This is a genomic window from Nocardioides panacisoli, assembly GCF_019448235.1.
Lineage (GTDB): Bacteria > Actinomycetota > Actinomycetes > Propionibacteriales > Nocardioidaceae > Nocardioides > Nocardioides panacisoli_A.
Map to the genome: position 1 here is coordinate 2,264,252 of NZ_CP080409.1, position 12,835 is coordinate 2,277,086.

At 73.4% G+C, this 12,835-nt stretch carries 12 protein-coding genes; 7 read left to right on the forward strand and 5 right to left on the reverse strand.

Translation table 11 applies throughout. From position 1 onward, the window contains the following. The first annotated feature begins 75 nt into the window (after positions 1-75). From KUV85_RS11135 to KUV85_RS11150, 4 genes are read left to right on the forward strand one after another with little or no spacing between them, the layout of a single operon-like run. Entirely contained in the window at positions 76-891 is an 816-nt protein-coding gene (locus KUV85_RS11135; protein WP_219959962.1) for a DUF2877 domain-containing protein, read from the forward strand. Beyond that, the gene (locus KUV85_RS11140) at positions 888-2,351 is read left to right on the forward strand and encodes a hypothetical protein (protein WP_219959963.1); all 1,464 of its coding nucleotides are present in this window, start codon (positions 888-890) and stop codon (positions 2,349-2,351) included. The genes KUV85_RS11135 and KUV85_RS11140 overlap by 4 nt, the downstream gene beginning before the upstream one ends. A gap of 8 nt (positions 2,352-2,359) precedes the next feature. Continuing rightward, the gene (locus tag KUV85_RS11145; RefSeq protein ID WP_219959964.1) at positions 2,360-3,763 is read left to right on the forward strand and encodes a DUF1116 domain-containing protein; all 1,404 of its coding nucleotides are present in this window, start codon (positions 2,360-2,362) and stop codon (positions 3,761-3,763) included. 23 nt (positions 3,764-3,786) lie between these two features. Further along, positions 3,787-5,223, forward strand: coding sequence for a carboxyl transferase domain-containing protein (locus KUV85_RS11150; RefSeq protein ID WP_219959965.1), 1,437 nt, complete (start codon positions 3,787-3,789; stop codon positions 5,221-5,223). 31 nt (positions 5,224-5,254) lie between these two features. On the opposite strand, the gene KUV85_RS11155 is transcribed toward KUV85_RS11150, so the two are convergent. Genes KUV85_RS11155 through KUV85_RS11165 form a run of 3 tightly spaced genes read right to left on the reverse strand, consistent with a single transcriptional unit; the run spans position 5,255 to position 8,601 of the window. After that, positions 5,255-6,799 carry a helix-turn-helix domain-containing protein gene (locus KUV85_RS11155; RefSeq protein ID WP_219959966.1) on the reverse strand — a complete coding sequence of 515 codons (1,545 nt, stop codon included), beginning with the start codon at positions 6,797-6,799 and terminating at the stop codon, positions 5,255-5,257. A 15-nt stretch (positions 6,800-6,814) separates the two neighbouring features. Continuing rightward, complete coding sequence (codB, locus tag KUV85_RS11160) at positions 6,815-8,137, reverse strand: cytosine permease (protein WP_219959967.1); 1,323 nt, start codon at positions 8,135-8,137, stop codon at positions 6,815-6,817. Continuing rightward, on the reverse strand, positions 8,134-8,601 hold the full coding sequence (locus KUV85_RS11165) for a nucleoside deaminase (RefSeq protein ID WP_219959968.1): 468 nt from the start codon (positions 8,599-8,601) through the stop codon (positions 8,134-8,136). The genes codB and KUV85_RS11165 overlap by 4 nt, the downstream gene beginning before the upstream one ends. A gap of 204 nt (positions 8,602-8,805) precedes the next feature. Between KUV85_RS11165 and KUV85_RS11170 the strand changes: the two genes are divergently transcribed. Both KUV85_RS11170 and KUV85_RS11175 read left to right on the forward strand, forming a co-directional pair. Beyond that, positions 8,806-9,180 carry a nuclear transport factor 2 family protein gene (locus KUV85_RS11170; RefSeq protein WP_219959969.1) on the forward strand — a complete coding sequence of 125 codons (375 nt, stop codon included), beginning with the start codon at positions 8,806-8,808 and terminating at the stop codon, positions 9,178-9,180. Positions 9,181-9,223: 43 nt separating this feature from the next. Further along, entirely contained in the window at positions 9,224-10,132 is a 909-nt protein-coding gene (locus tag KUV85_RS11175; RefSeq protein ID WP_237690280.1) for a diacylglycerol/lipid kinase family protein, read from the forward strand. On the opposite strand, the gene KUV85_RS11180 is transcribed toward KUV85_RS11175, so the two are convergent. Further along, positions 10,133-10,471, reverse strand: a complete 339-nt coding sequence (locus tag KUV85_RS11180; protein WP_219959971.1) for a hypothetical protein — start codon at positions 10,469-10,471, stop codon at positions 10,133-10,135. It lies immediately after the preceding gene. Between the two features lie 81 nt (positions 10,472-10,552). On the opposite strand from KUV85_RS11180, the gene lysS reads away from it, so the two are divergent. Next, entirely contained in the window at positions 10,553-12,235 is a 1,683-nt protein-coding gene (gene lysS, locus KUV85_RS11185; RefSeq protein ID WP_219959972.1) for a lysine--tRNA ligase, read from the forward strand. A gap of 179 nt (positions 12,236-12,414) precedes the next feature. Here lysS and KUV85_RS11190 read toward each other — a convergent pair whose 3' ends face one another. Beyond that, positions 12,415-12,834: a DUF3151 domain-containing protein gene (locus KUV85_RS11190; RefSeq protein WP_219959973.1), complete on the reverse strand. Its 420-nt coding sequence runs from the start codon at positions 12,832-12,834 to the stop codon at positions 12,415-12,417. Between the last annotated feature and the right edge of the window lies 1 nt (position 12,835).

Genomic DNA, 12,835 nt, shown 5'->3' on the forward strand with positions numbered 1-12,835 from the left:
CTTGGTCGCCTGCCGAGTCAGGGTTGGCAACACTCACCATTCAATGCAGCCTAGCGGAGTCACTACCGTCCCGGTATGCCCGCCAACCCAGCCAGCGCCGACGCACGTGGGGTCGCGGACGAACGCCGCCGCCTCATGGCGGCCGCGACGCCGGCGACGGCGGCGATGCTGGCCGGCCCGGAGCGCTCCGGCACCGTGGTCCACAGCGGAGCGGACGCGGCGTACCTCCACCTCAGTGACGGCGGCTGCCTCGCGGTGCTGGGCGTCCACGCCCGCGCGGTGCCCTGCGGGCTGCGCACCGCGCTCACCACCCTGGACCTCCCCCACGGCGCCGTCGGCATCGTCGGGTCCGACACCCTCAGGATTGCCGACCTGGAGCTCCGGGTCGGTCGCTACGTCGACGCCGGCGTCCCCGCCCTCCCGTCCGACGCCACCGACGGCCTCCCGACCATCACCGACCACCCCGCGGTCCGCGCCGTGGCCGACGAGCTGCCCGCCGCGGCACTGGCCGCCCTCCGCGAGGGCGACCCCGCCTGCGTGGCGGACCTGCTCGGGCGCGGCTCGGGCCTGACGCCGGTCGGCGACGACGTGCTCTGCGGCTACCTCGCCACCGCGGTCGCGGCCGGCAACGCCGCGGCCACCACCGCGGTCGCCGAGGAGATCACCCATCTCGCGCACCGGCGTACGACGGCGCTGTCGGCACAGCTGCTCGCCTGCGCGGTGGACGGCGACGTGCTCCCCGAGTTCGCCGCCCTCGTCCGCAGCCTCCCCGACCCCGGCCGCGCCACCGCAGCCCTGGCAGCACTGGTGGCGGTCGGCCACACCTCCGGGGCCGGCCTCGCCCTCGGACTGACGCTCGCACCCATCCACAGCGGAAGGACCAACCGATGACCGTGACCCACGTGGAGCTCCGAGCCGGCGCGTACGCCGACTCGGTGAGCCTGCTGCAGGTGAGCCGGGACGTCGCCACGACGTCCGGCGTCGCCGCGGCGCAGGTCGCCATGGCGACCCCCCTCAACCTCGAGGTGCTCGAGCAGATGGGCTTCGACATCCCCGAGGCGACGCCCAACGACATGGTCGTCGCGCTCCGGCTCGACGACGAGGACGCCCGCGACACCGCACTGGCGGCGGTGGACGCCGCCCTCGCGGCGATCCGCTCGCGTCCCTCCGGTGGTGGCACCGCCGAGGAGGCGCCGCCGCGCACGACCGGCTCCGCCTTCACCCTCGGCCGGGGCGACCTGGCGCTGGTGTCGGTGCCCGGTGCGAACGCGTTCGTCGAGGCGATGGACGCCCTCGACGCCGGCCACGACGTGATGCTCTTCAGCGACAACGTGCCGGTCGAGCAGGAGGTGCGCCTCAAGCAGGTCGCGGCCGAGCGCGACCTGCTGGTCATGGGCCCCGACTGCGGCACCGCCGTCGTCGGCGGCCTGGGCCTGGGCTTCGCCAACGTCGTCAACCCGGGTCCGGTCGGCATCGTCGCCGCGTCCGGCACGGGCTGCCAGCAGCTGCTGTGCCTGCTCGACGCGGCGGGCGTCGGCGTCTCCGCCGCCCTCGGCGTCGGCGGTCGCGACCCGAAGTCCGACGTGGGCGGCCTCTCCACCAAGGCGGCGCTGCGCCGCCTGGACGCGGACCCGACCATCGAGCAGATCGTCGTCGTCTCCAAGCCCCCCAGCCCGGAGGTCGCCGAGGAGGTACGCCGCCTGGCCGAGGAGCTCTCGACGCCGGTCGAGCTCGCCCTGCTCGGCCCGGGCCAGCCCGACCTGACCACCGCTGCCGAGCAGGTGCTGGGCAGCGCCGGTCACGACGTACCGGCCTGGCCGCACTGGGGCACGCCGGCCACGTCCGCCGGCGGCTCCTTCGTCCGCGGTCTCTTCGTGGGCGGCACGCTGTGCGACGAGGCCATGCTCATCGCCAGCGAGGAGCTCGGCGAGGTGCGGTCCAACATCCCGCTCGACCCGTCGCTGGCGCTCGACTCCTCGTTGCAGCACGCCGGCCACACCATGGTCGACTTCGGCGACGACGGCCTGACCCAGGGCCGCGCGCACCCGATGATCGACCCGACGCTGCGGCTGGAGCACCTCTCCCGCGCCGCCGCCGACCCCGAGACCGGCGTCCTGCTGCTCGACGTGGTGCTCGGCCACGGCGCGGAGTCGGACCCGGCCGCGTCGCTCGCCCCGGCGATCCGCGAGGCCCGTGCCCAGCGGGAGATCCCCGTCGTCGTCGCCTGTGTCGGCACCGCCGGCGACCCGCAGCGCCTGGAGGCCCAGGCGGCCGCGCTCGCCGACGCCGGCGCCGAGGTGTACCTGTCCAACGCCCAGGCCACGCGCCGGGCGGTCGAGCTCGTGAAGTGAGGCCAGTGATGACCAACCCCACCACTCCCCCGACCGGGGTCGTCGCCGTCGGCGCCGGCCTGTTCGCCGACGCCGTGGCCGACCAGGCCGTGCCCGTGACCCGGGTCGACTGGCAGCCGCCGATGGCCGACACCGAGGGCGACCTCGCCGCCGTCGCCGCGGACCCGCTGCGCCGCGAGGCCAACGAGCGCGCCCTCGCGGCGATGCTCGCCACGAACGCCCACCTGGTCGACGTGGCGCCGGCCCGCGAGGTGCTCGGCCTCGAGCCCGGCCAGTTCCTGCACGCCGGGCCGCCGATCACCTGGGAGCACGCCTCCGGTCCGCTGCGCGGTGCGCTGCTGGGCGCGGCCGCCTTCGAGGGTCTGGTCGACACCCCCGAGGACGCCGAGCCGCACCTGGCCGACGGCACCTGGACGCTCGAGCCGTGCCACCACCACGCCGCCGTGGGCCCGATGGCCGGTGTCGTGTCGCCCTCGATGTGGATGTTCGTGCTGGAGGACCCCGAGAGCGGACGGCGTACGTTCTGCTCGCTCAACGAGGGCCTGGGCAAGGTGCTCCGCTACGGCGCCTACGCACCCGAGGTGCTGGACAAGCTGCGCTGGATGGCCGACGTGCTCGGCCCCGTGCTGCGCGACGCCGTACGCGCGGCCGGCCCGGTCGACATCACCGCGATCCTGTCGCAGATGCTGCAGATGGGCGACGAGGCCCACAACCGCAACCGCGCCGGCACGCTGATGCTGCTGCGCGACCTCGGTCCGGCCATGGCCGCCTCCGAGCACCCCTCCACCGACGTGGCCGAGGTGCTGCGCTTCATCGGCGGCAACGACCACTTCTTCCTCAACCTCGCGATGCCGGCCTGCAAGCTGGCGCTCGACGCCGCCCGCGGCATCGAGGGCTCGACGATGGTGGTCGCGATGGCCCGCAACGGCACGGAGTTCGGCATCCAGGTCGCCGGCACCGGCGACCAGTGGTTCACCGGTCCGGCCCAGCTGGCCGACGGCCTCTTCCTCGGTGACTTCGGTCCCGACGACGCCAACCCCGACATCGGCGACTCCGCGATCACCGAGACGTCCGGGCTGGGTGGCTTCTCCATGGCCACGGCGCCGGCGATCGTGCGGTTCGTGGGCGGGACGGTGCCCGACGCGTTCGCCACCACCGAGCGGATGGGTGAGATCACCCTGGGCGAGAACCCGCGCTGGCAGATCCCGGTGCTGGACTTCCGGGGCGCGCCGACGGGCATCGACGTCAGCCGGGTGTGCCGCACCGGCATCCTGCCGCAGATCAACACCGGCATGGCCGGCAAGCTCGCCGGTGTCGGACAGGTGGGGGCCGGACTGGTGACGCCGCCGGCCGAGATCTTCCCGGCCGCGCTGGCCGAGCTCGCCACCCGAGCGCGCACGCGGCTCGGCTGAGGCGTGTGGTGGGATCTGTGCCCATGAGCAAGCAGCGGCGATGGGGCGCCCGGGAGCTGATCGACCTGGTGCTGGACGAGGGCTCGTACGAGTCCTGGGACACGCCGGTCGACACCAGCGCCCACCCGGCGGAGTACCGCGCACAGCTGGAGGCGGCCACGGAGCGCGCCGGCACCGACGAGTCGGTGCTCACCGGGCGGGGCACGGTGCGGGGCCGCCCGGTGGCGTTCGTGGTCAACGAGTTCCGCTTCCTGGCGGGCTCGATCGGGACCGCGGCGGCCGAACGCATCACCAGCGCCGTACGCCGCGCCACGGCCGAGGGGCTGCCGGTGCTGGCGAGCACGTCCTCCGGGGGCACGCGGATGCAGGAGGGCACGCGTGCCTTCATCCGGATGGTCGACATCTCGCGGGCGCTGATGGACCACCGTGCGGCCGGGCTGCCCTACCTGGTGCACCTGCGGCACCCGACCACCGGCGGCGTCTACGCCTCGTGGGGGTCGCTCGGGCACGTCACCGTTGCCGAGCCCGGCGCGATGGTCGGCTTCCTCGGCCCGAAGGTGTTCGAGGCCCTCAACGGGGAGGAGTTCCCCGAGGGCGTGCAGACGGCGGAGAACCTCGCCGCGAAGGGCGTCATCGACGCCGTCGTCCCGCCGGAGGAGCTGCCCGAGCTGGTCTCCAACGCCCTCGAGGTGCTGACCTCGCCGGCGACCCCGAGCCGGCTGACCCGCCGGCCGAAGCTGCCGCTGGAGGACCACGCACCGGTGTGGGACTCCATCACCCGGACGCGTGACGCCGACCGGGTCGGGGTGCGCGACCTGCTCCGGCTCGGTGCCGACCACACGCTGCGGCTGCGCGGCACCGACGAGGGCGAGCGCGACGAGACCGTGATCGTGGCGCTGACGCGACTGGACGGCCAGCCGTGCGTCGTCGTGGGGCAGGACCGCTCCCGCCAGAGTGCCGCGACCCCGATGGGGCCCGGCGCACTGCGCGAGGCGCGGCGTGCGATGCGGCTGGCCGCCGACCTGAGGCTGCCACTGGTGACGATCATCGACACCCCCGGTGCCGAGCTGTCGCCGGAGGCCGAGGAGAAGGCCATCGCGGGCGAGATCGCCCGTTGCATCGCCACCATGGTCACCCTCCCGGTGCCGTCGGTGTCGGTCATCCTCGGCGAGGGCTGCGGTGGCGGTGCCCTGGCACTCCTCCCGGCCCGGGTGGTGCTGGCCACCGAGCACGGCTGGCTCTCGCCGCTGCCGCCCGAGGGCGCCAGCGTCATCGTCCACGGCGACACCTCCCACGCCGCGGAGATGGCCCAGGACCAGGAGGTCGGTGCGCTCGCGCTGCTGCGGCAGGGCAACCTCGACGCGATCATCGCCGAGCCGGAGGGCGACACCACCGAGCAGCTGGCGCTCGCGGTCGTCGCCGAGGTGGGCGCCCACCTGCGCGCGATGAGCGAGGCCTGAGCCGCATCTTCCGCGGCCTCTCCCGCCCGGATCAGGTGTGGGCCCGCCCCGGGTCCACACCGGTCCGGAGCCGCCACGCGTGCAGGGCGAGCCCGAGCGCGGTCCTGCTCTCGTGCCCGTCGAAGGCATCGCGCCCGAGCACCTGGTTGATCCGGTCCAGGCGGTTGTAGAGCGTCTGGCGGCGGATGCCGAGCGCCTTGGCGGTCTCGGTCTTGCCGAGCCCCTGCTGCAGGTAGGTGTCCAGGGTGCGCACCAGGTCGGTGCCGTGCTCGGCATCGTTGTCCAGCAGTGGGCCGACCTGCTCGCGCAGGAACTCGGTGAGCTCCGGCGTACCGGTCAGGTGCGCCAGCAGCCGGTAGATCCCCCAGTCGCGCGCCAGCATGGGCTCGGCCCGCAGCCCGAGCCGCCGGGCGATGGTCGCGACGCTGCGCGCCTGCCCGAGCGACGCGGTCACGCCGTCCAGGCCGGTCGCCGGCTCGCCACCGGCCACCGCGACGATGCCGTGGCCACCGGTCTCCTCCACCGTGAGTGAGGCGCACATGGAGGCCAGCTGCTCGCGCAGGCCGGCGTCACCGCCCCGGGGCGCCCGGGCGAGCGCCAGGACCTCGTCGCCGACGGGCCCGACGACGCAGGCACCCAGGTGTGCGCGGCAGACGCGGCGGGTCGCCGCGACCAGGGAGGCCTTCGGCGTACGCCGGTCACCCGCGACCGCGAGCCCCACCACGGCGGTCTCGGCGTCGACCGCGAGGCCGGCGACCTCGAAGCGGGAGTGCAGCTCCTCGGTGGACGGCACCCGGTCCTCGACGATGTCGCGCAGCAGCGCGCTGTCGAGCATGGCCGGCTCCTGCGCGGACCCGGCCCGCAGCAGCTCCAGCCGGACGGCCACGACGCCTCGGTCCAGCACGGCCTCGAGGTCCTCGGCCCGGGCACCGGTGACCACCAGCGACCCCCAGTGGGTGTCGGCGAGCTCGACCGAGCGGTGGTGGCCACCCGGTTCGGGCGCCGCCGCCCGGCCCGTGGTGGTGCTCGCCGCGACGACCCGGCCGTCGTTGGCGAGCAGGTGGGCCTCGCCGTCGGCCAGGGCGGCGATCCGGCGCAGCAGCTCGGGCAGCCCCTGCTCGGCCAGGACGCAGTCGAGCAGGTGCTGCCAGATGCGCTCGCCGGCGCGCAGGTCACCGAACTCCCGCTCCTTGACCAGGTCGTGGAACGCCTCGACGACCTCCTCGAAGGGCACCACCTCCCGGAAGGTCAGCAGCACCAGGTCGCGCCGCCGCGCCGCCACCACCAGCGGCGGCGGCAGCGCGGCGAAGGTGCGACCGAGCTCCACGGCCAGCGCTGAGAGGCCGGCGTCGGCCAGCGCGTCGACGTAGGCCTCCAGGCGGGTCGGCGAGAGCCCCTTCAGGCCCAGCCCGGTGGTGAGCAGCAGCTCACCACCGCGCAACAGCGGCCCCATCTCGAAGACCTCCGAGGAGTGCACCCGGCGGATCCAGCACTCCCCGGTGCCCGCGTGCTCGACGTGGGGCGCACCGCGGCGCACCGAGGGGAGGGCGAGGATCTCGGACAGGGGGATCTGCACCCGGATCACCCTTGCTCACGGGGTGCGCTGCGGCAACCCGTCCGCGTCCGCGACCTCCTCGCGCCGCTGCCACGCGGGGTTGAGCGCGACCGCGGCGGCGAGGGCGACCAGGATCCCGATCACCGCCGGCAGGCCCCAGCCCTGCTGGTCGGCGGTGAAGGCGGCAGCCACGCCGACGGCGTACGCCGCCAGGCAGCGCCACTCCACGGTGCGGAACGCGTACGCCGCCCGCTCCGGCACGCCGTGGCGCCAGCGGCACCACCAGTCGCCGATCAGCGTGCCACCCAGCGGCGGGATCAGGATGCTGAGCCAGACCAGGTAGCTGATGAGGCTGTCGTAGATACCGGTGATCGCCAGCAGGCCGCCGATCGCGACGCCGCCCACGACGAACGGCTTCTTCGAGGGCCAGTTGGCGATCTCGGCACCCGCGACGCTGAAGGCGTAGGCGGTGTTGTCGTTCGTGGTCCAGATGTTGCCGATGAGCAGCACCACGCCCCACACGATCAGGCCCAGGTTGTAGAGCACCAGGACGAAGTCGGCCTCGCCGAACGCGATCGCACCGATGGCGCCGAAGAACAGCATCAGCCCGTTGCCCACCATGAAGGCGATCAGCCCGGCGCCGAAGGCCTGGCGGCCGTTGCGGGCGAAGCGGGTCCAGTTCGAGACCTGGGTGCCGCCGCTGACGAAGGTGCCGACGATGAGGGTCAGCGCCAGGGTCGTGGACATCTGGTCGGTGGGCTCGATCGCGGCCATGGCGTCCCAGCCGCCGACCTCCTCCACCGAGCGGAGCACCACCCAGGCGGCCAGTAGGAACATCAGCGGCACACTCACCGCGGAGAGCCAGAACAGGCCCCGGAAGCCGAAGTAGGCGGTCGTGCCCATGACGACGGTGCCCACCACCATCCACAGCGTGGCGCCGGCGCTGCCCCAGCCCAGCGCCTCGGCGATCAGGTTGCCCAGCGTGGCCACGCCGACGCCGTACCAGCCGATCTGGGTGAAGCCCAGCAGCAGCGAGGCGAGCTTCGAGCCCTGCGTGCCGAGCGTGTAGCGGCTCAGCATCACCGTGGTGAGCCGGGTGCGGGCGCCGACCAGGGCGAGCATCGCGACGTACACCCCGAGCACGGCGCTGCCCAGGAGCATCACCAGCAGGAAGTCGCCGAGCGTGAACGCCGCACCGACCTGGGCCCCCACCAGCATCGTCGGCGTGAAGAAGGTGAACCCGAGCAGCACCAGGGACAGCGGCAGGAGGCCGCGCCGGGCGTGCGGCGGCACCGGGTCCAGCGGGTAGTCGGGGTCGATGACGGCGTCCTCGACGCCGGTGGTGCGCTCCTCGCTCATGCCCGCTCCCCGATCTCGCCGATGTCCTCGAACCAGATCTCGGCCCGCTCGGTCATCATGCGCTCCATCAGCGCCCGGCACTCGGGGTCGTCGAGCACGTCGACCTGCACGCCGTGGGAGCGCAACCAGTCCTCGGAGGCCTCGAAGGAGTGGTTCTCCCCCACCACGATGCGGGGGATGCGGTAGAGCAGCGCCGTGCCCGCGCACATGAAGCACGGCGAGAGCGTGGTGTAGAGGACGCACTCGCGGTAGACCGAGGCGGGCAGCCGGCCGGCGTTCTCGATGCAGTCGGTCTCGCCGTGCCGGATCGCGCTGCCGAGCTGGATCCGCCGGTTGCGGCCGACCGCGACCACCTCGCCGTCACGCACCAGGGCGGCCCCGATGGGCACGCCTCCCTCGTCCCAGCCCTGCCGGGCCTGGTCGATCGCCACCCGCAGGTGGGCCTCGTCGGTCGGGTTCGTCATGACCGTCCCTTTCGTGGTCGCTCGTCGGATGAGACCCAGATCACCAGAGTCCGGCGGGTGCGAGGAGGGACAGATTGTCCTGCCGTCGGCACCGCCTGCCTGACATCCCGTCCCTCACCACGTCCCGCCGGGTCCCGGACTCGCCACGATCGTTGTAAGTTCTGCGGCGGGCCGCGCTCCGGGCCCCGACGCACAGGAGGACACGTGACCGCCGACCGGCAGACCATTCTCGGGACCATCCAGCGCTACGTGGACCTCGTCGCGACCGGCACTGCCGACGAGGTCGTGGCGTTGTACGCCGACGGCGCGACCATCGAGGACCCCGTCGGCAGCGGTGTGCTCGACACCCCGGCGGCCATCGCCGAGTTCTACGCGGCGGTCGAGCCGCTGGAGCAACGGAGCCGGCTCGGCGAGGTCCGCATCGCCGGCAACGAGGCGGCGTTCGGCTTCGAACTGGTGACGCAGGCAGGCGGCCGCACCTTCACCCTGGCGCCCATCGACGTGATGAGTTTCGACGACGAGGGACGGATCACCAGCATGCGTGCCTACTGGTCCACCGAGGACATGGTCCGGTCCTGACGGACCCCGCTCGCGGCACCTCTACAGTGGCGCGGTGACCCCGATGCTCGTCATCACCAACGCCGACGCCGGCACCGCCGACCAGGAGACCGTCCGCGGGGCCGTCGCGATCCTGCGCGAGCAGGCCGAGGTCGAGCTCTGCGCCACCGCGACACCCGAGGAGCTCGACGACGTGCTCGCCTCGGCGGGCTCGCGGCGCATCGTCGTGGCCGGCGGCGACGGCAGCATGCACGCGGTGGTCGCTGCGCTGCACCGTCGCGGCGAGCTGCGCGGCGCCACGCTGGGCCTGCTGCCGCTGGGCACCGGCAACGACCTCGCCCGCTCGCTGGGCATCCCGCTGGACGCCGACCTCGCGGCGAGGACCGTGCTGGAGGGCACCGACCGGCCGATGGACGTGCTGCTCGACGACGCCGGCGGCATCGTGGTCAACAGCGTCCACTTCGGTGCTGGCGCCACGGCGGGCGAGCACGGCGCCCGGTGGAAGCAACGCCTGGGCCGGGTCGGCGTCGGCAAGGTCAACCTCGGCAAGCTCGGCTACCCCATCGGCGCGGCCGTCGCGGCGGTGAAGCCCACCACCGTCCGGGTGCGCGTCACCGCCGACGGCGACGTCGTGACCGACCTGGACCGTCCGGTCCTCATGGTCGTGCTCGCGAACGGCTCCTCGGTCGGCGGCGGCACCGAACTCGCTCCCGGCGCCAACCCCTCCGACGGGCACATCGACGTGCTCGTCGCCTCCCCCGAGAGCTTCTCCGCCACCCTGCGCTACGCCGCCGGGGTCGCGCTGCGCCGCCACCCCGAGCACGAGAACGTGACGACACTGCGTGCCCGGGAGGTCGCCGTGAACGGCGGCACCTTCACCTGCAGCGCCGACGGCGAGCTCTCCGGGCCGGTCCGCAGCCGCACCTGGCGGCTCGAGCAGGCGGCGTACGCCCTGGCGGTGCCGGCGCGCTAGTCAGGAGCCGGTCGTGTGGGCGTTGTGCTCCAACGCCACCTCGACCCAGAAGTGCAGCTGCGCCTCGCGACCGAGGTCGTCCTCGGCGACGCTGATCCAGCTCGGCCCCATCGCGCGACCGTCGGACTCCGCGGGCGCGGCGCCGGCGCGGGTGGCGAGCTCGGCGAACCGGGACGGGTCCACCGACACGAGCAGGTCACCGCGCGGGCGGACGACCGCGACCACCTCGTCACGGACGAGGAAGGACACGCCTCCCTGCATCTCGCCCTCGGTGGTGGAGGGCTCGTGGGTGAGTGCGGCACGCAGCCGCTCGACGAGATCACTCTGCTGGGTGTCCATCACTCCCGTCTCTATCACAGGAAGGGGTACGGCGCACCACGACGTACGCCGCCGGCCCCGGACGCCCTAGAGTTGCCCGACGTGGCACGACGCAAGAACACCGGACCGCCGACCGACTGGGTCACCCGCACCGCCGACATGGCGCTGCGGCACGCACAGTCGACGACCGACGACGGCGAGCTGCCCGAGCTCATCACCTGCGCCTCGGGCATCAGTCCCTCGGGGCCGATCCACCTGGGCAACCTGCGCGAGTTCCTCACCGTGCACTTCGTCGCCGAGGAGATCCGCGGGCGCGGCATCAACGTGCGCCACCTGCACAGCTGGGACGACTACGACCGGTTCCGCAAGGTGCCCGCCGGCACCGACGAGTCGTGGAGCGAGCACATCGGTCGCCCCCTGTCGGCGGTGCCGGACCCGACCGGTGAGTACGACAGCTGGGCCGAGCGGTTCAAGGCCCCGCTGCGCGCGGCGCTCGCCGAGATGGGCTGCGAGATGGTCGAGGTCGACCAGACCGCGATGTACCGCAGCGGCGCCTACCGCGACCAGATCCTCACCGCGATCCGCAAGCGCGACGAGATCGAGGCGGTCATGGCCTCCTACCGCACCAAGAAGGGCAACGGGGACACCGACGACGACACCGAGGGCAGCATCGCCGGCTCGCTCGCACGGTTCCCCTACAAGCCCTACTGCAAGGGCTGCGGCCGCGACACCGTCACGCTGACGGCGTACGACGACGAGACCACCGACCTGTCCTACACCTGCGACACCTGCGGCGAGGCGCACGTCACCAACGTCGCGACCGAGGACGAGGGCAAGCTGGTCTGGAAGGTCGACTGGCCGATGCGGTGGACCCACGAGGGCGTCCACTTCGAGCCCGGCGGCGTCGACCACGCGACGCCGGGGTCCTCCTACACCGTCGGCAAGGACCTGGTCGGTCCGATCTTCGGCGGCAGCGCGCCCTCGTTCGTCGCCTACTCCTTCGTCGGCGTGGCCGGCATGCCGAAGATGTCCTCCTCCAAGGGCGGTGTGCCGACCGCGTCGGACGCGCTGCGGATCCTGGAGGCGCCGATCCTGCGGTGGCTCTACGTACGCCGCCAGCCCAAGCAGGCCTTCAACGTCGACTTCGGCGCCGAGGTGCTGCGCCTCTATGACGAGTGGGACGCGCTGGGTCGCAAGGCCACCGACCCGGACAAGCGCGACGCGGCGGTGCTGGCCTGGGAGCGGGCCGCCTCGACCGGCAGCGCGGGGCGCCTGCGCACGCCGGAGGTCGTCGTCCCGTTCCGGATGCTGTCCTCGGTCGCCGACGTGACCGCCGAGTCCGCGGACCTGATCTCGGCCACGATCCGCCAGGTCGGCCACGCGCACTCCTCGGTCGAGGAGCTCGAGCCGCGGCTGACCAAGGCGATGACGTGGACGAACGAGTACGTCGCCCCCGAGGACCGCACCACGGTGCGCGAGACCCCCGCGACCGACCAGCTGGCCGCGCTGAGCGACCAGGAGGGTGAGTGGCTGCGGCTGCTGCTGCTCTCGCTCCCCGCGGACTTCGACGACTCCGAGGCGCTGACGTCGGTGATCTACGGCGTACCCAAGGTCGCCCGCGGGCTCGCGCTCGAGGACAAGCCGACCGAGGAGGTCAAGGCGGACCAGAAGGAGTTCTTCAAGCTGCTCTACGGCCTCCTGGTGGACGCCGAGCGCGGCCCGCGGCTCCCGACGCTGTTCGCCGCCCTGGGCCCCGACCGGATCCGCACGCTGCTGACGCGCTGACCCGCCGAGTCGGCGTGAACTCGGCTCACAGGAGTGCCGAGTCGGCGTGAACTCGGCTCACAGGAGTGCCGAGTCGGCGCGAACTCGGCTCACTCCTGGCGGCTCCGGCGCGAGCAGTGCCGAGTTGGCGCCGACTCGCCCCTTTCCGGAGCCGAGTTGGCGCCGACTCGGCGAGGGAGTCAGCCCAGCAGGGCGTCGTACGCCGCGGGGCTGGTCTCGCGGAGGAACTCCGAGCAGCGCTCCCACTCGTCGGTCTCGCCGATGGCGCGGGCGGTGGTCGCCAGCAGCGCCAGGCAGGTGAGGAAGCCGCGGTTGGGCTCGTGCTCCCACGGCACCGGGCCGTGGCCCTTCCAGCCGTTGCGGCGCAGCATGTCCAGCGAGCGGTGGTAGCCCACGCGCGCGTAGGCGTAGACGGTGACGTCGATGGCCTGGTCGGCCTGCGCCTGGCCCGCCATCGCCGCCCAGGCGGCCGGCGAGGCCGGGAAGGTGCGCACCACGTCGGCGGGCGCCTCGCCCGAGTCCAGCGCCTCGCTGGCGGGGTCGACGGGCAGTTCGACGGGCGGCGGCCCGGCCATCAGGTCGTTGCCGGTGAAGCTCATC

Excerpts from the sequence above, each read along its gene's own strand:
- KUV85_RS11175 (WP_237690280.1), top strand. The coding sequence starts at position 9,224 with ATGCTCGTCATCACCAACGCCGACGCCGGCACCGCCGACCAGGAGACC.
- KUV85_RS11165 (WP_219959968.1), bottom strand. The coding sequence starts at position 8,601 with ATGACGAACCCGACCGACGAGGCCCACCTGCGGGTGGCGATCGACCAG.
- KUV85_RS11135 (WP_219959962.1), top strand. The coding sequence starts at position 76 with ATGCCCGCCAACCCAGCCAGCGCCGACGCACGTGGGGTCGCGGACGAA.
- codB (WP_219959967.1), bottom strand. The coding sequence starts at position 8,137 with ATGAGCGAGGAGCGCACCACCGGCGTCGAGGACGCCGTCATCGACCCC.
- KUV85_RS11145 (WP_219959964.1), top strand. The coding sequence starts at position 2,360 with ATGACCAACCCCACCACTCCCCCGACCGGGGTCGTCGCCGTCGGCGCC.
- KUV85_RS11140 (WP_219959963.1), top strand. The coding sequence starts at position 888 with ATGACCGTGACCCACGTGGAGCTCCGAGCCGGCGCGTACGCCGACTCG.
- KUV85_RS11190 (WP_219959973.1), bottom strand. The coding sequence starts at position 12,834 with ATGAGCTTCACCGGCAACGACCTGATGGCCGGGCCGCCGCCCGTCGAA.
- KUV85_RS11150 (WP_219959965.1), top strand. The coding sequence starts at position 3,787 with ATGAGCAAGCAGCGGCGATGGGGCGCCCGGGAGCTGATCGACCTGGTG.
- KUV85_RS11180 (WP_219959971.1), bottom strand. The coding sequence starts at position 10,471 with ATGGACACCCAGCAGAGTGATCTCGTCGAGCGGCTGCGTGCCGCACTC.